The organism is Alteripontixanthobacter muriae (genome assembly GCF_013336795.1).
In the GTDB taxonomy this organism is placed as follows: Bacteria; Pseudomonadota; Alphaproteobacteria; order Sphingomonadales; family Sphingomonadaceae; genus Pseudopontixanthobacter; species Pseudopontixanthobacter muriae.
The window spans coordinates 125121-145002 of record NZ_JAAFZT010000050.1 but is presented as its reverse complement, the minus strand read 5'-3'; the positions used below and the strand labels follow the sequence as shown (position 1 = coordinate 145002).

Sequence of the window (19882 nt, the reverse complement as noted above, 5' to 3'; positions counted from 1 at the left end):
CCCGCTCCCTTCTTAATCATGAGTTGAAGCGTTCGCCTCTTTCGGCCTTGCCGCGGAGGTAGTCGCTGACCTCCAGCCCGTATTTGTCGAGGCCGGCGACCACCTTGTCGAGGCCGATGGTATCGGCCCAGAACATCGGCCCGCCAGTGAAGACCGGCCAGCCATAGCCGTTGACCCAGACGACATCGATATCGCTGGCCCGCTGCGCCATGCCTTCGTCCAGGATCTTCGCGCCCTCGTTTACCATCGGGTAGAGCAGGCGTTCCCTGATCTCGTCGGCTCCGATGTCGCGCTGTTCACGCCCTTCCTTCGCAGCGAAATCGGCGATGATGGCCTTGGTTTCGTCCGAAGGCGTGCGATTGCGCGAGGCATCGTAATCGTAGAAGCCCTTGCCGGTCTTCTGGCCGAAACGCCCCACGGCACACAGCGCCTCGCGGACATTGGTCACCTTAGACGGATCGCGATGCCAGCCGATGTCCACCCCGGCAAGATCGCCCATCTGGAACGGACCCATCGGGAAGCCGAAATCCACCAGGACATCGTCGACATCCCAGTAATTCGCGCCTTCCATCACCAGTTCGTTCGCCTGCTTCTGACGCGGCGAAAGCATCCGGTTGCCGATGAACCCGTCGCACACGCCGGAGACTACCGCGACCTTGCCGATCTTCTTCGCCAGCTTCATTGCCGTGGCGAGCACGTCATCTCGCGTTTCTGCGCCTCGCACGATCTCCAGCAGCTTCATGATGTTGGCGGGCGAGAAGAAATGCAGGCCTAGAACATAGCCGGGGCGTGATGTCGCCTGTGCGATCTCGTCCACGTTCAGATAGCTGGTGTTGGACGCGAGAATCGCACCTTGTTTCACATGAGCGTCCAACTTGCCGAACACGTCCTTTTTCACGTCCATGCTCTCGAACACGGCCTCGATGACGAGGTCGCAATCGGCCAGATCGGCATAGTCCAGCGTGGTGGACAACAGTCCCATCGCGGCATCCACCTGTTCCGGCTTCATCCGCCCACGCTTGGCAGCATTGTCGTAATTCTTGCGCATCACGCCGGTGCCGCTCTCGAGCGCATCCTGCTTCATCTCCAGCATGGTGACGGGTACGCCTGCGGACAGAAAGTTCATCGCGATCCCGCCGCCCATGGTGCCAGCCCCGATGATGCCGACCTTTGCGATGTCGATCAGCGGCGTGTCGGCCGGAATGTCGTCGATCTTGTTGGCCGCCCGTTCGGCAAAGAAATAGTGGCGCATCGCGGCACTCTGGGTGCCGGCCATCAGCTTGCCGAACAGCTCACGCTCCTTGGCGACGCCTTCGGCATAGGGCAGTTCACCCGCTGCCTTGACGGCAGCAATCGCTGCCTCCGGCGCGTCGAAACCCTTCAGCTTGCGGGTATTCTGCTGACGGAAATCGTCGAAGATGGCGGGGTTTGCGACGCCGTCCTTGTTTGCATTCTTTTCCGAGGTGCGCGGCACTCCTTGCCCGATCTTCGACCTTGCGAAAGCAATGGCATCCTGTTCGAGATTGCCTTCTTCAGCGACAGTGTCCAGCAAGCCGATCGACTCTGCCTTCTTCGCAGAAATCGGGTTGCCGCCCACAACCAGCGGCAGGGCTGCTTCCGCCCCGACCAGTCGCGGCAGTCGCTGCGTCCCGGCAGCGCCGGGGATGAGACCCAGCTTGACCTCGGGCAGACCAAGCTTCGCGGAAGGAACGGCCACGCGGTAGTGACAGGCCAGCGCCACTTCGCAGCCACCGCCCAGTGCGGTGCCGTGAATGGCGGCGACCACGGGCTTGTCGCTCGCCTCGATCGCATCGCAAACCTCGGGCAGGTTCGGGCCGACGGGCGGCTTGCCGAATTCGGTGATATCGGCTCCTGCAAAGAAGGTGCGCCCCTCGCAGCGGATCACCACCGCCTTGATTGAATCATCTGCCAGCGCAGCCGCAATGCCGTCCGCCAGGCCCTTGCGCACGGCCTGCCCCAAGGCATTCACCGGCGGATTATCGGAAATGATGACCATGACGTCGTCATGGGTTTCGGTGCGGATCGGTCCGGATGTGGTCACGAGGGGAACTCCTTCAGGCATTGCTGCAAGTGAGGGCAGAATAGATCAGCGTCTTCAGCTGCCGGCGGATGGGATAGGTGCTGGAGGGATAGACCTGCGTCATGAAGACCATCGTGATCTTCTCCAGCGGATCGACGAAGAAGGCGGTAGAGTAGGCCCCGCCCCAGTAGAATTCGCCCATGCTCGACGGGATCAGAGTGCGCGCGGGGTCGATCACAGTTGCAAAGCCCAAGCCAAAACCTGTCCCGGCATTGTTCGCTTCGGAAAACAGGCTTTGCGACATCTGCGTCAGATCCTGCCCGCCCGGCAGGTGATTGGCCGTCATCAGCGCCAGCGTCTTGGGGCTGACGATCTGCGCGCCGTGGAGAGTGCCCTCGCCCAGCAGCATGGATGCAAAGCGGTGATAATCCGCGATGGTGCCGATCAGACCGCCGCCGCCGCTGTGAAAACTGGCGGGGCCGTTCAGCTTGCTGTCGGGACCGCGGTCGATCATCCGGGGCGGTTTGCCGGGGCTATAGACATAGGCGTCGACCAGCCGCTCTGCCTCGCCATCCGCCACGCGGAATGCGGTGTCTGTCATGCCGAGCGGCGCGAAGATGTGCTGCTCGAAGTATTCGCCCAGCGACATGCCCGATAGGCGTTCGACCGCGATCCCGAGAACATCCGTGGAAATGGAGTAGTTCCAGCTTGTGCCGGGCGCGAATTCCAGCGGAATGTCGGCCACGCGGCGCGCATATTCATCCGAAGTAAGCGAGCGTGAGGCGAGATCGAGATTGGCCTCGCGATAGGCCGCGTCCACGCTGGTGCGGTTCTGGAAGCCGTAGGTCAGGCCCGACATATGCGTCAGCAGATGAGCAAAGGTGATCGGCCCGGTCGGCTTCGTCGGCGCGAATGGAACATCGCCGCCGCCGCCATTGTAGACGCCAAGACCTGCAAATTCCGGCAGCACCTTCGCAATCGGGTCTTCCACCGCGACCTTGCACTGTTCAACTAGCTGCATGAAGGCGATGGAGGTCACCGCCTTGGTCATCGAGGCGATGCGGAAAAGGGCATCGTCGCGCAGGTCGCCCCGCCCCTCGCCCATAGTGCCGATGCGCGTGTAATGCACCGGCTGCCCGTCGCGCGCGACCAGCAATTGCGCCATCGGCAGCTTGCCATTCTCGCAGTACGCCTGTCTCAGGAACGGCTCGATACGCCCAAGCCTTTCGGCGGAAAAACCAAGCGTTTCCGGCTGTGCCAGATCGAACATCGCAATCCCCTGTTTACATGCCGTTCAGGCCTCTGGCCCAGGCATAGCTGCCGCAGAGGCGCCTTGTAAACGGCCAAGCAAATCTACCCTGTTTCGGCTTGCCACCGGCTGCGGACCGGCCCTAGTCTGCGCACAAGAATATAAAAAGGATGCCGTCATGCCCCCGAGAGCCACACTTCCGCAGCCTCGCCTTCCTCGAGGCGGAGTGCGATGACACAGCAGGCAACGAAGGGACACATCACTGCGCCGGCCAGCAGCGAATGGACGAGGCCGGATGGCTGGCCTGCCCGCAGCCGGGGCGAATGCCGTACCCTTCTGACAGCTCCCGATGCGCGCTTCGCGATGGAAACGATCCCTATCCGGGGCGTTCCAACGCGCGTCTGGAAGAATGCACCCCCGAGCCTTCGCCAAGTGGCGGAGATCGGCCGCAGTCATGGTGACCGGACTTTCATCGTATATGATGATGAAAGGGTTGCTTACGATGCCTGGTTTCGGGCTGTGGCAGTGCTCGCGGCCGATTTGCAGGGACGCGGGATCGGCAAGGGCGACCGTGTCGCGCTGGCCATGCGCAATCTGCCGGAATGGCCGGTCGCCTTCTTCGCCGTCACGTCAGTGGGCGCGATCTGCGTTCCGCTGAACGGATGGTGGACCGGGCCGGAACTTGCCTACGGTCTGACCGATTCCGGTGCGAAGCTGCTGATCTGCGATGCCGAACGGCTGGAGCGGCTCACTCCGCATCTTGCCGGCTGCCCGGAACTGGAAACGATCGTCGCAGCACGCGTCCCGGCCGATGCGAACACCGAGACTGTGCGGCTGGAGGAGATCATCGGCAACCCAGGCGGCTACGCCGACCTGCCTGAAAATGATCTTCCGCCCGCCGAAATCGCGCCCGAAGACGATGCGACCATCTTCTACACCAGCGGCACGACCGGCAATCCCAAGGGAGCGCTCGGCACCCATCGCAATCTCTGCACCAATATCATGTCGACCGGATTCAATGGCGCGATGACGGTGCTTCGGCGGGGCGATCCCCTGCCCGCCCCGCAGCCGAAAACCAATCTCACGGTTATTCCGCTGTTCCATGTCACCGCCTGTTCCGCCGGGCTGATGGGCAATATCGCCGCGGGCAACACGATGGTCTTCATGCACAAATGGGACCCGGTCGAGGCCTTCCGCATCATCGAGCGGGAACGGGTCTCGGTGACCGGCGGTGTGCCGACCATCGCCTGGCAGATGCTGGAGCATCCGGAGAGAAGTAATTACGACCTCTCCTCGCTGGAGACGATCGCCTATGGCGGCGCTCCGGCAGCGCCCGAACTCGTTCGCCGTATCGCCGACACTTTTGGCGCGCTCCCCGGCAATGGCTGGGGCATGACTGAAACGATGGCGACGGTCACCGGCCATTCGGCGGAAGACTACCGAGATCGACCGGCAAGTTGCGGCCCGCCCGTTGCTGTCAGCGATCTGAAGATCACCGACCCCGTTTCGGGCATGGAACTGCCGCCTGGCGAGATCGGTGAACTGTGGGCGCGCGGGCCGCAGGTTGTGAAAGGCTATTGGAACCGGCCGCAAGCCACGGCGGAAACCTTTGTCGATGGCTGGGTCCGCACGGGCGATCTGGCCTGGCTGGACGAGGACGGCCTCTGCTATATCGCCGACCGCGCCAAGGACATGATCATTCGTGGAGGCGAAAACATCTATTCCTCCGAAATCGAGAATGTTCTCTATGACCACCCTTCCGTCACCGACGCCGCGCTGATCGGCCTGCCGGACCGGGTGCTGGGCGAAGAACCCGCAGCTATCGTGCATCTGGCATCCGGCCAGCACGCGAGTGAGGCCGAATTGCAGGAATGGGTCGCGGCACGACTGGCGAAGTTCAAGGTGCCGGTCCGCATCGTCTTTTCGCCGACGACTCTGCCCAGGAATGCCAATGGCAAGATCCTGAAGAAGGACCTTGCGGCTCTTTTCTGACCGGTGTTGCAGATGCGCCGCCACCCGCTTGCGAATTTCGCGGGCGAGAGGCGGCGCTTCTGACCGTCAGTACTTGCCGATCTCGGCGAAGCGGTTCCGCAGCATCGCGCTCGAACCCCAATCGGCTTCCAGTGTCCTGGCGCGCTTGAGGTAGAAGCCGACATCATATTCATCGGTCATGCCGATGCCGCCATGCAGTTGCAGCCCTTCGCGGCTGACCTTGTGCATCGTATCATTGGCGGTGACCTTCGCCACGCAGGCCGCGCGCGGTATGCCGAACCCTGCATCCAGTGCCTGCAATCCGCCTTCCACGGCAGACCGCATCATCGCGATGTCACCGAACAGGTCTGCCATGCGGTGCTGCAGGGCTTGGAACGTCGCCAGCACCTGGTTGAACTGCACACGCTGCTTCAGATAATCGAGCGTCGTATCGAACACCGCCTGCGCCATCCCGAGCATCTCGCACGCCGTCAGAACCCGGGCGCGGTCGAGCAGCTGGTCCAGCAAATCGTCTGGCCCGTTCGCCAGTCTATCGCCTGGCGCATCGGTGAAAGTGACGGCAGCATGGCTGCGGCTGTCGGCGAGCTTGCGGGTGGAAAGGCTGACGCCTTCGCCCTTCTCGACGATGTACAGTCCATCGTCGGATGCGGTGATGAATATGTCGGCACCGTGCGCCTCGTGAACGAAGGGCTTGGTTCCAGTGAGCTTGCCGCCCGACGCCTTCGTACCATCGACCTTGCCGTCGTGGCGCGGATTATCGTCGATCGCCAGCGTGCCGATCGCTTCGCCGCTCGCCAGCTTCGGCAGCCATTTCGCCTTCTGCTCGTCATTGCCAGCCAGCATGATTGCCGAGGCCGCCAGCGTCGAGGACACGATGGGGCTTGCCGTCAGCGTCTTGCCAAGTTCCTCGATCACAAGGCCAGCCGACATCCAGCCGAAATCGCTCCCTCCGTGCTCTTCGGGCACTATGACGCCTGTCCACCCCATTTCGGCCATCGTCTGATAGGCCGCCGGGTCGAAGGCGCGCTCGTCACCGCCGGAGCGGACCTTGCGCCATTCGGTGACGGGGCTTTCGTTCTGCGTCCATTCGCGCGCCATGTCGCGCAGCATGATCTGTTCGTCGTTGAGAACGGCCATTTTCGATCGCTCCTTTACTGGTGGTCGAGCATGCCGAGGACACGCTTCGCTATGATGTTGTTCTGAACTTCGGTCGATCCGCCATAGATGGTCGTGGCCTTGCCGAAGAGCCATCCACGGGTTCCCTGCAGCTCCTTTTCGGAAAAGCCATCGCCTTCCCAGCCTAGACCCTGGAAGCCCATGATCTCGATCGCGAGTTCAGCGCGCTCCTGGCCAAGTTTCGTGCCCAGCTTCTTCAGTACGGAGCTGATTTCCGATACGCCGCCCGATGCCTTCGCCTCCTCGCCAGCCCGCCGCGCGGTCAGCAAGAACGCGTTCCAGCGGATTTCGAAATCGGCGATCCTGTCGCGCAATACTCGGTCGGCTATCTCGCCTTCTTCGGTGGTTTCGACGTAATGCCTGGCGATATCCGCAAGCGAGGCTCCCATCAGGCTGGCCATCGCCCCTCCGCCCGACAGGTTCGTGCGTTCGTGCTGCAACAGACGCTTGCCGATGGTCCAGCCTTCGCCCTCTTCGCCGACGAGGTTCTTCTTCGGCACCTTCACATCGGTGAAGAAGGTTTCGCAGAACGGGCTGACGCCGCTGATCATGCGGATGGGCCGGACATCCACCCCTTCGGAATCCATGTCGATCAACAGGAAGCTGATACCGCGATGCTTGTCGCTGCGATCCGTCCGCACCAGACAGAAGCACTTGTCGGCCCATTGCCCGCCGCTGGTCCAGGTTTTTTGGCCGTTGACGAGGTAATGGTCGCCCTTGTCTTCGGCCATGGTCTGCAGATTGGCTAGGTCGGAACCGGCGTTGGGTTCGGAATAACCCTGGCACCAGCGGATTTCGCCGCGGCAGATCGGCGGGATATGTTCGTGCTTCTGTTCTTCGCTGCCATATTCCAGCAGGGTCGGGCCGAACATCATCACCCCCATGCCGCCGATGGGGTTGTGAGCGCCCACCTTGGCCATTTCCTCGTTTAATATGGCCGCCTGCTTTCGGCTCAGCCCCCCGCCGCCATATTCGGCCGGCCAGGTGGGCGTGCCCCAGCCTTTTGCGCCCATCGCCTCGCGCCATGCGCGTTCCGCCGGGCTTTCTTCGGTCGGGCCTTCGACGCTGGACAGGGCATTGCTCTTGCCCTTCAGTTCAGGCGGGAAGTTCTTTGCCAGAAAATTCTGAACCTCCTGGCGGAAATCGTCATCGGATGTTCGGGATTCCGGTTCGGCAAGGCTGGCCATGGCTCTCTCCGTTGCAAGGTGCCGCATTATTGCGTGTTGTCGCGTATCAAGCGCATATTCCGTGCCGGTGCAACCGTGACGGGCAATGATTTGCATAGCTGCGCGCACATTCGCCATCGTTTGGTCTGGTCCGATCTCCCGACGTTTCGCGGCCAAATTCAAGAAGAGGGTTGCAATCGCAGCCGCCCTTTCGAATGAGGGGCGCCATGAAATCCTGCCTGCGCCTCTTCCTCCTCGCCCTGAGCCTCGCCATGCTTCCGCTGGGCGGCGGGCCCGCAATGGCGCAATTGCTGCCGGGCGGCGAACCGCCGGAGGAGACACCCGCTCCCGACGCTTACGAACGCGACACGCCGCGATCTGCCGTGACCGCATTGCTGCGCGCCTTGGCCGAGCAGGATTACACCCGCGCCGGACAATATTTCATAATGCCCGAAGGCGCCGAAAGCAGCGCCGCCATGCGGGCACGAGCCTTGCAGATCGCGCTCGATCAGGGCGGACGGCTGAAGCTGTTTGCCGAATTGTCGAATGAACCGACCGGGTTCCTGAATGATGGGCTGGAACCTGATCTCGAGCAGGTCGGCGTGCTGCCGGCCGATCTTGTCGGCAGGGTCGCGCCAGCAAATGACAGCGTGGCGGAAGGAGAACCCATCCTGCTGCGGCAGGACGAAGAAGAGGGCATCTGGCGGATAGCGGCGAGCACCACCGCCGCATTGTCAGAGGTCGAGATTGGCGAAGGAACGATCGCCGACGAACCGGACCGCATCCTGGTCGCCGGCGCCCCTGTCGAGGACTGGCTGCGCCTGATCGCCATCTTTTTGGGGCTGTTCCTGGTCTTTCGGCTGACGGCCGCGGTAATTCTCTGGAGCTTCGAAAGGACGATGGAGAAGCCGCGCCGAAGCGCGATCTACCGCTTCCTTTACGCCGCATTGCCGCCGTTCAGCCTGCTGCTGGCCGTCGTGATCTTCCAGATCTGGGGCAACAGCGTCGCGGTTTCGCTGGTCGCGCGGCAGATATTGCTGCGTTACATCGGCATCGCCGCCTGGATCGCCTTGGCATGGCTGGTGCTGCGCCTGATCGATGCCGTCGCATATTCACTGATGCACCGGATGGAAAAGGCCGAACGCCGTCAGGCCGTATCTGTGGTGACGCTGGCGCGCCGCGCAGCGAAGCTGATCCTTGTGGTGGTCGCCTTCGTGGCCATTCTCGACACGCTGGGCATCGACGTGACGACAGGCATCGCAGCGCTCGGCATCGGCGGTATCGCCCTTGCCCTGGGCGCGCAGAAGACGGTCGAAAACCTGGTCGGCAGCATCATGGTGATAGCCGACAAGCCCATTCAGGTCGGCGATTTCTGCCGCGTTGGCGACGTGAAGGGGACGGTCGAGGATATCGGCATGCGCTCCACCCGCATCCGCACCAACGACCGCACTGTCGTCACCATCCCCAATGGCGATTTCTCGTCCCTTCAGATCGAAAACTACTCGCAGCGGGACAAATTCTTCTTCAACGTGTTCATCGGACTGGAATATGCCCTGTCCGCCGAACGCTTGCGCGAAGCGATCCGCATCATCGAACAGGTGCTAGAGGATGACGAACGCGTCGCGGAAGATCCTCGCCGGGCAAAGCTGACGAATTTCAGCGCAAGTTCGGTCGATATCGAGGTCTTCGCCTATATCGATCTGCCCGATTTCGTCGAGAGTCTGAGCGTCAGGCAGGATTTGCTGCTGGATATCTACAGCCGCCTGGAAGCAGCCGATATCGCGATAGCCTACCCCACGAGCACGGTCTATCTGCGACCCGAACCGGGTGAGAACAAGCCGCGTTCAGCGCAATGAACCTCCTGAAAGCTGCACCAGAATGACCATCCGTGCGTGCCCCTGTGCTGAAATACATCCCTTGTTCTCGGCAGCGTGATGTCCGTTGTCGCTTCGCCGCCGCGCCGCGCGTTGTTCGTGGCTGCCATAGCGGCAGGAAGTTTCCTGCTGTTCCTTGTTCAGCCCCTGGTGGCGAGGCTGGCGCTGCCGCTGCTGGGCGGTGCACCCAACGTCTGGAACAGCGCGATGGTCGTGTTTCAGGCACTGCTGCTCGGCGGTTATGCCTATGCCCATGCGCTCGCGCGATTGCCCCTCAGGCGGCAGGCAGCCATTCATCTCGTCTTTATGGTGCTGGCCCTGCTCATGCTGCCGATCGCCCTTCCGAACTTGCCCGCGCCTGCACCGGGATGGGAAGTCCTGTGGGTACCGATCCTGTTCCTGCTGACCATCGGCCCCGTCTTTCTGCTGATTTCCGCGCAAGCCTCCTTGCTGCAGAACTGGTACGCTGCCTCGCCCGCTGCCGGCGACCCTTACGCCCTGTATGCAGCCTCAAACCTCGGCAGTTTCGCAGGGCTGCTCGCCTATCCTCTGCTGCTGGAGCCCCGATTGTCGCTGGGGGCGCAAAGCACCGTCTGGACCGCCGGTTACGTGCTGGTGATCGGCCTTGTGGCCGCCAGCGCCTGGGCGCGGGGCAGGAATTCGAAGCGGCAGGTGGCGGGCGATGGGTTGCAGGCTTCTCCAGCAGTAGCAGCGGCTGAAAGCGGCCCTGAACCACGCCGTTTCAAACGCGCCTTGCTCTGGGTCGCTCTGGCCGCAGTGCCATCGGGCCTGATGCTCTCGACCACGACGTTGCTCACCACCGATCTGATGGCGATGCCGCTATTGTGGGTCATTCCGCTCGGCTTCTATCTGCTCAGCTTCACCGTCGCCTTTTCCGAGAGCGGCGAATGGTCGGCAATCCTGTCCCGCTTCGCGCCCGAATTGCTGCTGCTGGTGGGCGGGCTGGCCATGGTGTCGGGCGGTCAGAGCAATCCGATCATCGCCATCGCCATGATCGCGCTGCTGTTCATCCTCTCGGTCGCCCTGCACGGCCGGCTGTTCGCGTTGCGGCCGGGAACGGAGGAATTGACCTTCTTCTACCTGATGGTCGCCGTGGGCGGGGTAATAGGCGGCATCTTCACGGGCCTGCTGGCACCCGTCATCTTCGATTGGGTCTACGAACATCCGATCCTCCTGCTGGCCGCCGCGATCCTGCTGCCCCAGCGGGCGCTGCTGCCCGTCATGGAGCGGTTCTGGACGAACTTTCGCTATCAAACCATTCTGGCGGGAGCCATCGTGATCGGCGCGGGGGCGCTATCCTATGCCCTCTCGCAGGCGGTCGAAGACGCGAGAGGCGAAGCGATCCTCAATCTGACGCTGGGGCTGATCGCGGCAGGCATCGTGGTGATCGGCGTCAGATGGGCCTATGCGACGATTTTCGGCCTGCTCATGCTGGGGCTGGGCGGGATCGCTACGCTCGAGGCGAGTTTCCTGGGCGATCGCACACGCAGCTATTTCGGCATCTACAATGTCGAATTGTCGGATGACGGCGCGAGCAGGATGCTCAGCCACGGGACGACCCTGCACGGGCGCCAGTGGCTGGCACCCGAACGGCGGCGGGAGCCGACCAGCTATTACGGACCGACTTCCGGGGCCGGACTTGCCCTGCGCAGCGCTGCGCCCGGCGCGAATGTCGGCGTGGTCGGGCTCGGCGTCGGCACCCTCGCCTGCTACCGCAAGCCTGGCCAGCACTGGACCTTTTACGAGATCGATCCGCAGGTTTACGAATATTCGCGCCGCGGTGACTTCACCTTCCTGTCGGATTGCGCCCCCGATGCACGGCTCGTCATCGGTGATGCACGCATTCAGCTTGCAAAGGAGCCTGCGGGCAAGTTCGACATTCTCGTCATCGATGCTTTTTCTTCCGATGCCATACCCCTGCATCTGATGACCGAAGAAGCTTTCGCCACCTACGGGCGAGTGCTGGCGGAAGACGGAGTGGCCGTCATTCACATCTCCAATCGGTATATCGATCTCGCTCCGATGATCGCTGCCCTCGCGCAGGCAAGCGGCTGGGATGCGCGGCTGCGGCAGGATCGCGAATACGAGCGGGACGGCCAGACGGAATCGATCTGGGTTGCAATGGCGAAGGACGAAGAAGCGCTGGGCCGGATCGAGAGGAATGTGGACGCCACCTGGTCCGAACTGCCGACTGCGGCGGAGCGGGCCTGGACCGATGACAACGCGTCAATCCTGCCACTGCTCCGCTGGTAAGGCTCCTCAGTCCTCCTCGTCATCCATGCTGTCCGCCAGCATGTCGACGAGGCTGACGACACGGACCAGCCTTTCGCCCGGATCGGCGATGCGTTCCTTCAGGATCAGCCGATCGTCCTTGGCTTCCAATCCCGCCTCGGCAATATCGGCGGCAAATCCGTCGCGCGGCGTCAGGGCAATGGCGCCCGGGCCCGCATCTATGCGTGCAATGGCGGCGCGGCGGGCCGTCGCACGGATACGCGCTATGGCGAGCAGGCGTTCCGCAGCATCCGGTATGGCGCCGAAGCGGTCGACGAGTTCTTCGGCAAAGGCATCCAGCGCAGTGCTCTCGGGGATGCGGGCGAGCCGGGCATAGAGCGTGACCCGCAATTCCTCATCAGGAATCCAGTCTTCGGATAGATGCCCCTCCACGCCAAGATTGAGTTCCGGCGTCCAGCGTTCGACATTCTCGCCGCGTTCGGCGCGCAGGGCGCTCTCCAGGAGGAACTGGTAAAGTTCCACCCCGATCAGCTTCATGTGCCCGGCCTGTGCATCTCCGAGCAGGTCGCCGGCGCCGCGCATGTCGAGGTCGCGGGCGCTGATCTGGAAACCTGCGCCGAGCCTGTCGAATGCCTCCAGCGTGCGCAGCCGCTTCAGGGTCCGCGGTGCGATCTGGTCCTCCCCTTCGGTCAGCAGCAGGACATGGCCGCGGCGGCTTGCCCGACCCACCCGCCCACGTAGCTGGTGCAGCTGGGAAAGCCCGAACCGGTCCGCGCGGTGGATGATCATGGTGTTGGCCCTGGGCACGTCCAGCCCTGCCTCGATAATGTTGGTCGCCAGCAGAATGTCACCGCGACCCGCGCCGAAATCGACCATCGCCTCGTCGATCTCGTCCGCCGGCATGTCGCCATGAGCGCGCAGCAGTTCCAGTTCGGGCACGAGCTTCGCGAGCTTTTCCGCCAGCGGTTCTATGTCCGCAATGCGCGGCACGACGATGAAGCTTTGCCCGCCGCGGCTTTTCTCGCGCAGCAATGCTGCCCTGATGCGGTCAGGATCCCACGTGCCCAGATCGGTCCTGATAGGCTGCCGCCTGGCGGGCGGCGTGGCGATCACCGAAAGTTGCTGAAGCCCGACCAGCGCACCCTGCAAGGTGCGCGGTATGGGCGTGGCGGAAAGCGACAGCGAATGCCCTGCGCTCAATTCCTGCAGCCGGTTCTTGTCCGCCGTGCCGAAGCGCTGTTCTTCATCGATAATGACCAGCCCGAGGTTCTTGTATTCCACGCCCTTACCTGCAACGGCGGCAGTGCCGATGGCGATGCGAATAGACCCGTCCGCCAGACCGTCCTTCACCCGCTTGCGTTCCGCGCTGCTATTCACGCGCGAAAGCCCTGCGACCTCGATCCCCGTGCCCGCGAAACGTTCACCGAATGTCTGCAGATGCTGGCGGGCCAGCACGGTTGTCGGAGCGGCCAGAGCGACCTGCCATCCCGACAGGGCGGCAATGGCAGCCGCTCTCAAGGCCACTTCCGTCTTGCCATAGCCGACATCGCCAACGACCAGCCGTCTCATCGGCGCGCCTGATGCAAGGTCTTCGCGCACAATGTCTATGGCCCGCGCCTGGTCGGGCGTTTCGGTAAATGGGAATCCCGCAACGAAACGCTCATATGCGTCCACTTCAGGGTTGAACACAGGGGCTGTGCTGTCCGACCTTTCGGCAGCCAGGGCGATCAGTTCCGCCGCGCTTTCGGCGATTGCCTTATCGATCTTTGCGCGCCGCTTCTGCCAACTCGATCCGTCGAGCCGGTCGAGGCTCACGGCGTCCTGCTCGGCTCCGTAACGCCAGAGAAGGTCCGCTTCGGCCACCGGTACGAGCCGGGTATTCTCTTCGACATAGGTGAGAACGATAGCGTCTCCTGCCGTCCTCGTGGGGTCGCCATCAGGGGACCCGCCGCCGTTCTGTTCCAGCGTCGTGACCGGCATCGGCGCCAGACCCGCCACCACGGCGATGCCGTGATCTTCGTGCACGACGACGTCGCCGACCCTGATCTCGCCAAACCCGAACTGTTCGGCGGCCGACATCTGCGCATCGTCACCGCTCCGGCCTGCACGACTGCCCAGGAGATCGGCAGCGGCGATGACGGCCAGATCGTCGCGGATGAAACCGCGGTCGATCGGCACTTCCAGGGTGCTGATCGATCCCTTCGCTGCCTTTTGCAGCGCAAACCAGTCAGCGACCAGCGATGCCTCCTGCTCCAGCAACTTGGCCGCGCGCTTGGACAGGAAACGGAGATCGCGCGCAGAGCCGCACATGATGATCCGCTTGTCTGCCGCAATTGCCTTGCGCGCATAGCGGGCGAATGCCTTGTCAGGGGACTTCGCCTCGACAAAGCGCGGCGGGGCTTTACCGGATGGCTGCAGGTCCAGCGTTTGCCGGTCTTTCATGGCTTGCCGCCAGTCTGCTTCGGCCGTGATCTGCGGATCAGGTTCTCCGGGCTGCCGGCTCGCGGCATCCTTTGCCAAGGCAAGGAAGCGGCGACGCCGGTCTTCGGCGGCGGGCGTGATGATCGTAGTGGCGCCGGGCAGATGATCCAGCAGGCACGAGGGATTGGTACGGATTCGCGGTTCGGCGGCACGGCCAATTTCATAATCTTCGCGATCTTCTATCGACCGCTGATCGCCGGCGTCATAGACATGGATTGCCGCGATCTTGCCTCCCGCCTCCTCGATCCGGACGGGCCTTGGTGCATCGGCGGGGAAGACATCGAGCACTTGCCCGCGCAAGGCGATCTCGCCCGGTTCGTCGACGCGTTCGTCAGCGATATAACCGATTGCCTCAAGCTCTTGCGCAAGCGCGGCAAGGTCTACGGCTTCACCCACCGAAACGGCGGGTGGCCGAGCCGCGTAGGCGTCGGGTGCCGCATATTGCCGGCCCAGTGCCTCGCCCGTGGTGACCAGAATCACGGGCTGAACGCTCTTTGCTGCCAAAGCGCCGTGCAATGTCCGCAGGGAGGACACGCGCTGTCCGACATTGGCGGGGGATGCCGGTGAATCGTCGCCGGGCAAGGCATCGCTCGACGGGACGAACAGGACAAGCGCCTCTTCGCCGCACATCCCTTTCAGCATCGCCGCAATGCTGCGGGCGCGCGGTTCGTCGCCGGCAGCAAAGAATATCCGCTTGCTGTCGGAACCGAGCAGCGCTTCAACCAGCATGGCGGCGGTTTCGCCCATGCGAGTGTCATCCGCGCCACCTTCTTGTTCTTTGCTTTCGGACAGGGTTGCGGCAGGCACAGGTGATGACGGCATCGGCAGGAGGCTTTCGGATGTTGTGCAATTTCGGACCTCGAGAGGATTTGGTAAAGGACGGTCCTGCCGAGACGAACGGTCGATCCCTCGCACCGTTCCGCATGGCCGTCACTGACGCACCGGCGTGATCCTCAATCCTGATCTGCGGGCTCCAACATTTGCCGCAGTGCCTGCAGCGCCGAGGCCTTGATCTGATGCACGCGCGGAATGCTGACCTCCAGCACCGCGGCAATCTCAGAGAGGTTCAATTGCTCCACGAAGTACAGTTGCAGGACCAGCCGCTGGCGCTCGGGCAGATGGGCATTATGCCGGGCAACCGAGAGTGGGATCCCTCGTCGCTTCGCCTTGCAACAGATGGCCCTACCGCACGTCACCGATATCTATCGCCAGGATGCACACGGGTTTGGTGACGGCGCCCCCCATCTGCATCCCGCCCAGCAAGATGCGGTAGGCGGCCTGGTCGACATCCAGCGAATCCCTCACACGGAATTGCGGAACTATAAAGCCGAAGCTTTGCGAAAGCTGTCTCCGGCCCCCGGTGATGCGCGACACCAGCGGCGCACCGCGCTTTTCATCGACAAGAGGAACAAGCGCGTAGCCAAGTTCCAGCGTAACCAGGGTACGGCCACTGACATCTAAATCCCGGTAGCATCGGCGGATCGGTCAAGCGCTATAGGCCCAGCGCGCCAGGCTCGGCGAACAGCTTGCCGACATATGCTGGCAGCAGGATGCCTGCATCCAGGGTTCCGATGGCCATGCTCTGACATCGCTTTGCTTCATGGAAGCCACCGCAGCCCTTCGCCGCGCCCTCTATGCCGACCGGCATGGCAACCTGCTGCTGCGCGGTCGCGAGCTCGTCCGGGCCAGATCGGCCGTGCAGGCCCTGCGCGCAGGTGTGGAGCCCAATCATCCGCTCGGACCTGCACTGCTCACGATCTACGGCAGTTGCGACGCGGTGATTGCCCGCTGCATGACCAGCTTCGACGCCGACGCCGTGGCGCGGACCATCACCGATCTGGATGATATACTCAGCGCCCTCGACACCGCTGCGCGAAGCGGCGATGCGAGCGGTCAGTAACCGAAGCGCAACCCAGCCCACAGGGTGCGCGGCGCACCAAGATCGACACTGCCGCCCGAATTGCGGGTGACGATAGTCTCGCCGGTCAGGTTCTCGCCCCTCAATACGAGCGAGAGCTTGCCTCCAAGCGGCAGTTGAGCCAGCGCCCCGATGGTTGTTGCAGCAGGAAGGCGATCCGTTTCCACATCGCTTTCGAACTGTTTGCCGACATGGCGCAGCGTTGCGGAAAGCAGCCAGTCAGGTCGCGGCTTCCACGCCAGATTTGCAGCGGCGGCAAAGCTAGGCGTCTGCGGCGGCCGATTACCATCAAGCTCGAGCGAAGGGCCGCGGCCTTCCACCTCGGCATCGGTCAGGGCGAGTGTCGCATCCAGTGCGAATTGCCCCCGCGATAGCGCAGCGCCTATCTCCAGCCCGCGCGCCGCTATGGCAGGCAAATTCTGCCGTTCGCGTAGAAGAGGTGTCAGGGTAACATTCGCGATGGCATCTTCCACCCTGTTGTCGAAAGCAGTCAATGACAGTTCGACGCCAGGAGCCGGTGTCAAATCGAAACCTGCTTCATAGCCCTCCAGGATCTCGTTGCGTAAAGCGGCGTTGGCCTGCGTCACCACGGGGAAGACCACGAAAGGGCGATACAATTCGTTCAGGGTCGGCAGGCGCAACCCGCGGTAGAAGGCAGCCCGCAAACGCAAGGTGTCGCTCGTCTGCCAAGCCGCCCCGCCGCGCCAGGTAAACGTCCAGTCCGACCGGTTCGGCGCATTCAGTTTCGTCACGGTTTCGCCCGAGGCATCACGGGCGATGAAAAAACCGTCTGCAATCCGGGTGTAATCAGCCCGGAGGCCTCCGGTGACCACCAGCCTGCCGAGGGTCCAGTCATCTTCCAGGAACAGTCCAACATCGCTGTTCGTACCGCCGGCGCGGCGACGTTCGGTCAGATTGCCGCTGAAAGCGCTGTAGGCTTCCTCCTGCAACTCGCCCTTCGCACGCCGGTAATCCGCTCCGGCGCGCAGGACATGATCAGATCCTACGGGCGGGCGGATCTCGATCTTGCCGCCCAATCCTGTCGAAGGAGTGTTGCGCTGGTCCAGCACCCGCGTGAAGCGGGTGGAACTGATGACGACGTTGCTGAAATTCCGCGCCTGAACATAGGCGAGCGCATCGACCTGCCAGTCACCCCGGCGCACCAGCCGCAGACTGGCGTCCTGGCCGCTGCTGGAGCTGTCTGCACCCTCGAAACGCAAGGTACGGTCGTCGGCAAATGCCAGCACACGTGCCTGCAATTCGATGCCTGCCCCCACAGGGGCAACGGCGCGAATCTGGCCCGAATAGCTTTCGAATTCCGATCTTGCGCTTGCGGCCGCGCGCTGGTCGGAAGGGGTGGTGAAGAAGCCCGGGCCGCGGTCATATCGGCCGCCGACTACGGCAAATCCGCGGCCGAGTTCCGGTGCGAAATTGATGCTCGCCTCCGTACCTCCGCGATCGTTGACCAGCGCCGCCGCGTTGACTGGCCCCAGGGTGGCGGCATCGGCGCTGGTCAGTTCGATGGTACCGGCAAGAGCGCCAGCGCCGAAAGGTCCGGCTCCGCCTCCGCGCGTGACGCGCACTTGGCCCAGCCGTTCGGGCGCGATGGCGGTGAAGGGAATGTAGCCGAAAAAGGGATCGGCGACGGGCACCCCGTCAAGCAGGACGAGCGCCCGGCTTGTTGCATTCCCGCCAAGCGCCCGCAATGTCACACCCTGCGCACTGGGATTGGACGAGCGGCTGTCGGATCGGCGGAACTGCTGGAACCCCGCGACCGAGGCAAGGACATCTTCCAGTCGGCCCGAGGGCGATCCCACGATCTGCTCACGCTCGAGATCACGCACCGAATAGGCAGGAGCAGCCGGCGTTTCGGGTAGTCCCTGACCGGTCACGATGATCTCATAGAGATCGTCCGCCTGATTTTCAGCTTGGTTCGAAGGTCGCTGCAAGCTTTCGTCAGGTATGTCACCTTGCTCCTGCGCAAGAACCGGCGGCGCCAGAACTGCGAACGGCAGAAGGCAGGAAAGCTTGAGGGAAAAGAGAGCGGGAGATCCGATATACTTGCGCATGGCGGCGCGATAGCCAGAGCAGAGCAGCAAGACCAGTCCACAACTGCCTGCCTTCAGCCGACCCCCAGATCCGTTGCCAAGGCGAACTGTTCCACTTACACCAGTGTCAACAACGGAGAGAGCCAATGGTGCGCAACCAGACTGCAGAAACAATTCCCGCAAGCACCGCACAGGGCAGCACGGTTTCAGCCGATGTCGATGTTGCGATCGTAGGTGCGGGCCTTTCCGGGATCGGCATGGCTGCGCATCTGCAGGCAATGTGTCCGGGCCGCAGCTTCACCCTGCTGGAACGGCGGGAAAACCTTGGGGGAACCTGGGATCTGTTCCGCTATCCGGGCGTGCGATCCGACAGTGACATGCATACGTTGGGCTTCGTCTTCGAACCCTGGAAGCACGAAAAGAGCATCGCCGATGGCGAGGCCATTCTCCAGTACCTCAACCGGATTGCCGACGAGCGCGACATCCGCCGCCATATACGCTTCGGTGCGACGGTGGTTTCCGCCGATTGGGATAGCTCATCCGCCCTTTGGCACATCGTCACCGAACACGATCGGGGACGCTCGGAAATGACTGCCCGGTTCCTGTATCTGGGATCGGGCTATTACGATTACGATCAGCCGTTCGACGCAGGTTTCAAAGGGCGGGAAGATTTCGATGGCCAGGTCGTCCATCCGCAATTCTGGCCGGAGGATCTGGACTATGACGACAAGCGGGTCGTGGTGATCGGATCGGGTGCGACCGCCGTAACAATCGTGCCCTCCATGGCTCGCAAGGCGAAGATGGTCACGATGCTGCAACGCACGCCCACATGGTATGCGACGCGCCCGGCCAAGGATGCATTCGCCAACGCCCTGCGCCGTATCCTGCCAGAAGAGATAGCCTATCGCCTGACCCGCTGGAAGAACGTGACCATGCAGGATTTCTTCTACAAGCGCGCGCGTAATAATCCCGCCAAGTTCGGTGAATTCCTGACCGGCAAGATCAAGGAGCATCTCGGCAATCGCTACGATGCCGAAACCTTTACCCCGCCCTACGATCCGTGGGACCAGCGCCTTTGTCTGGTGCCGGATGCCGATTTGTTCGAAGCGATCAAGGCGCATCGGGCGGAGATCGTCACCGATCACATCGACCGTTTCGTGCCGGAAGGTATTCTGACGAAATCGGGCAAGCTGATCCGCGCCGACATCATCGTGACTGCCACAGGCCTCAGCCTTGCGATCGCTGGCAAGATCGACATGCGCAAGGACGGACAGCCGATCGATTTTTCCGAGCATTTCTATTACAAGGGCTGCATGTTCTCCAACCTGCCGAACCTTGCTGTGGTGTTCGGCTATCTCAACGCCAGCTGGACCTTGCGGGCCGATCTGAACTCGGAATACGTCTGCAAGCTGCTCAACCAGATGCAGGCCATCGTCGCGGATGTCGCGACGCCCATCTTGCCTGAAGATCACGCGCTGGAGGAGGACGATCTGTTCGACTTTTCGTCCGGATATATCCAGCGCTCGAAACACATCATGCCGAAAAGCGCGAAAAACCTGCCCTGGCGGCTTAATCAGGACTACCGCAAGGACCGCGCCGCTATGAAGAACGACCGGGTGGACGACGGCGTCATGCAGTTCGACACGGCCCCCTCTGCAGCCCGGGCTCAGGCAGCGGAATAGCA

Annotated in this window: 12 protein-coding genes and 1 pseudogene; 5 read left to right on the top strand and 8 right to left on the bottom strand. The window is 62.6% G+C overall.

Annotation, left to right across the window (positions count from 1 at the left end; translation table 11 throughout):
- Positions 1 to 16 precede the first annotated feature (16 nt).
- A complete protein-coding gene (locus G7A66_RS13630; protein WP_174296211.1) occupies positions 17 to 2083 on the bottom strand; it encodes a 3-hydroxyacyl-CoA dehydrogenase NAD-binding domain-containing protein in 2067 nt (688 codons plus the stop codon).
- Entirely contained in the window at positions 2076 to 3311 is a 1236-nt protein-coding gene (locus G7A66_RS13625) for a serine hydrolase domain-containing protein (RefSeq protein WP_174296210.1), read from the bottom strand. Before G7A66_RS13625 ends, G7A66_RS13630 begins: the two co-directional genes overlap by 8 nt.
- Before the next feature lie 210 nt (positions 3312 to 3521).
- On the opposite strand from G7A66_RS13625, the gene G7A66_RS13620 reads away from it, so the two are divergent.
- Complete coding sequence (locus G7A66_RS13620) at positions 3522 to 5282, top strand: class I adenylate-forming enzyme family protein (RefSeq protein ID WP_174296209.1); 1761 nt, start codon at positions 3522 to 3524, stop codon at positions 5280 to 5282.
- A gap of 66 nt (positions 5283 to 5348) precedes the next feature.
- On the opposite strand, the gene G7A66_RS13615 is transcribed toward G7A66_RS13620, so the two are convergent.
- Together G7A66_RS13615 and G7A66_RS13610 are read right to left on the bottom strand one after the other, a co-directional pair.
- Complete coding sequence (locus G7A66_RS13615) at positions 5349 to 6419, bottom strand: acyl-CoA dehydrogenase family protein (protein WP_174296208.1); 1071 nt, start codon at positions 6417 to 6419, stop codon at positions 5349 to 5351.
- A gap of 14 nt (positions 6420 to 6433) precedes the next feature.
- Positions 6434 to 7645, bottom strand: a complete 1212-nt coding sequence (locus G7A66_RS13610) for an acyl-CoA dehydrogenase family protein (RefSeq protein ID WP_174296207.1) — start codon at positions 7643 to 7645, stop codon at positions 6434 to 6436.
- Between the two features lie 206 nt (positions 7646 to 7851).
- Here G7A66_RS13610 and G7A66_RS13605 point away from each other — a divergent pair, with 206 nt between their 5' ends.
- Both G7A66_RS13605 and G7A66_RS13600 read left to right on the top strand, forming a co-directional pair.
- Positions 7852 to 9480 carry a mechanosensitive ion channel family protein gene (locus tag G7A66_RS13605; RefSeq protein WP_232366902.1) on the top strand — a complete coding sequence of 543 codons (1629 nt, stop codon included), beginning with the start codon at positions 7852 to 7854 and terminating at the stop codon, positions 9478 to 9480.
- A gap of 78 nt (positions 9481 to 9558) precedes the next feature.
- Entirely contained in the window at positions 9559 to 11772 is a 2214-nt protein-coding gene (locus G7A66_RS13600; RefSeq protein ID WP_174296205.1) for a fused MFS/spermidine synthase, read from the top strand.
- Positions 11773 to 11778: 6 nt separating this feature from the next.
- Here the strand turns inward: G7A66_RS13600 and G7A66_RS13595 are convergent, their stop codons facing one another.
- From G7A66_RS13595 to G7A66_RS13585, 3 genes and pseudogenes are all read right to left on the bottom strand, one after another.
- Positions 11779 to 15054 (bottom strand): helicase-related protein, encoded by a 3276-nt coding sequence (locus G7A66_RS13595; protein WP_232366901.1) that lies wholly within the window; start codon positions 15052 to 15054, stop codon positions 11779 to 11781.
- A gap of 131 nt (positions 15055 to 15185) precedes the next feature.
- A pseudogene (locus G7A66_RS13590) lies at positions 15186 to 15356 on the bottom strand (sigma-70 family RNA polymerase sigma factor); the annotation flags it as partial.
- 58 nt (positions 15357 to 15414) lie between these two features.
- On the bottom strand, positions 15415 to 15663 hold the full coding sequence (locus tag G7A66_RS13585; RefSeq protein ID WP_232366915.1) for an FHIPEP family type III secretion protein: 249 nt from the start codon (positions 15661 to 15663) through the stop codon (positions 15415 to 15417).
- Positions 15664 to 15832: 169 nt separating this feature from the next.
- On the opposite strand from G7A66_RS13585, the gene G7A66_RS13580 reads away from it, so the two are divergent.
- Positions 15833 to 16132: a flagellar export chaperone FliS gene (locus G7A66_RS13580; RefSeq protein ID WP_174296203.1), complete on the top strand. Its 300-nt coding sequence runs from the start codon at positions 15833 to 15835 to the stop codon at positions 16130 to 16132.
- Here the strand turns inward: G7A66_RS13580 and G7A66_RS13575 are convergent.
- Positions 16126 to 18219, bottom strand: coding sequence for a TonB-dependent receptor (locus G7A66_RS13575; protein ID WP_174296202.1), 2094 nt, complete (start codon positions 18217 to 18219; stop codon positions 16126 to 16128). The two genes, G7A66_RS13580 and G7A66_RS13575, sit on opposite strands and share 7 nt — an antisense overlap.
- Positions 18220 to 18344: 125 nt before the next feature.
- Between G7A66_RS13575 and G7A66_RS13570 the strand changes: the two genes are divergently transcribed.
- Positions 18345 to 19880, top strand: coding sequence for a flavin-containing monooxygenase (locus G7A66_RS13570; protein ID WP_174296201.1), 1536 nt, complete (start codon positions 18345 to 18347; stop codon positions 19878 to 19880).
- Positions 19881 to 19882: the final 2 nt, after the last annotated feature.

What these genes read in the sequence shown, in the direction of transcription:
- G7A66_RS13615 (WP_174296208.1), bottom strand. Translation starts at nt 6,419, where the DNA reads ATGGCCGTTCTCAACGACGAACAGATCATGCTGCGCGACATGGCGCGC.
- G7A66_RS13625 (WP_174296210.1), bottom strand. Translation starts at nt 3,311, where the DNA reads ATGTTCGATCTGGCACAGCCGGAAACGCTTGGTTTTTCCGCCGAAAGG.
- G7A66_RS13610 (WP_174296207.1), bottom strand. Translation starts at nt 7,645, where the DNA reads ATGGCCAGCCTTGCCGAACCGGAATCCCGAACATCCGATGACGATTTC.
- G7A66_RS13575 (WP_174296202.1), bottom strand. Translation starts at nt 18,219, where the DNA reads ATGCGCAAGTATATCGGATCTCCCGCTCTCTTTTCCCTCAAGCTTTCC.
- G7A66_RS13570 (WP_174296201.1), top strand. Translation starts at nt 18,345, where the DNA reads ATGGTGCGCAACCAGACTGCAGAAACAATTCCCGCAAGCACCGCACAG.
- G7A66_RS13620 (WP_174296209.1), top strand. Translation starts at nt 3,522, where the DNA reads ATGACACAGCAGGCAACGAAGGGACACATCACTGCGCCGGCCAGCAGC.
- G7A66_RS13580 (WP_174296203.1), top strand. Translation starts at nt 15,833, where the DNA reads ATGGAAGCCACCGCAGCCCTTCGCCGCGCCCTCTATGCCGACCGGCAT.
- G7A66_RS13605 (WP_232366902.1), top strand. Translation starts at nt 7,852, where the DNA reads ATGAAATCCTGCCTGCGCCTCTTCCTCCTCGCCCTGAGCCTCGCCATG.
- G7A66_RS13600 (WP_174296205.1), top strand. Translation starts at nt 9,559, where the DNA reads ATGTCCGTTGTCGCTTCGCCGCCGCGCCGCGCGTTGTTCGTGGCTGCC.
- G7A66_RS13595 (WP_232366901.1), bottom strand. Translation starts at nt 15,054, where the DNA reads ATGCCGTCATCACCTGTGCCTGCCGCAACCCTGTCCGAAAGCAAAGAA.
- G7A66_RS13630 (WP_174296211.1), bottom strand. Translation starts at nt 2,083, where the DNA reads ATGCCTGAAGGAGTTCCCCTCGTGACCACATCCGGACCGATCCGCACC.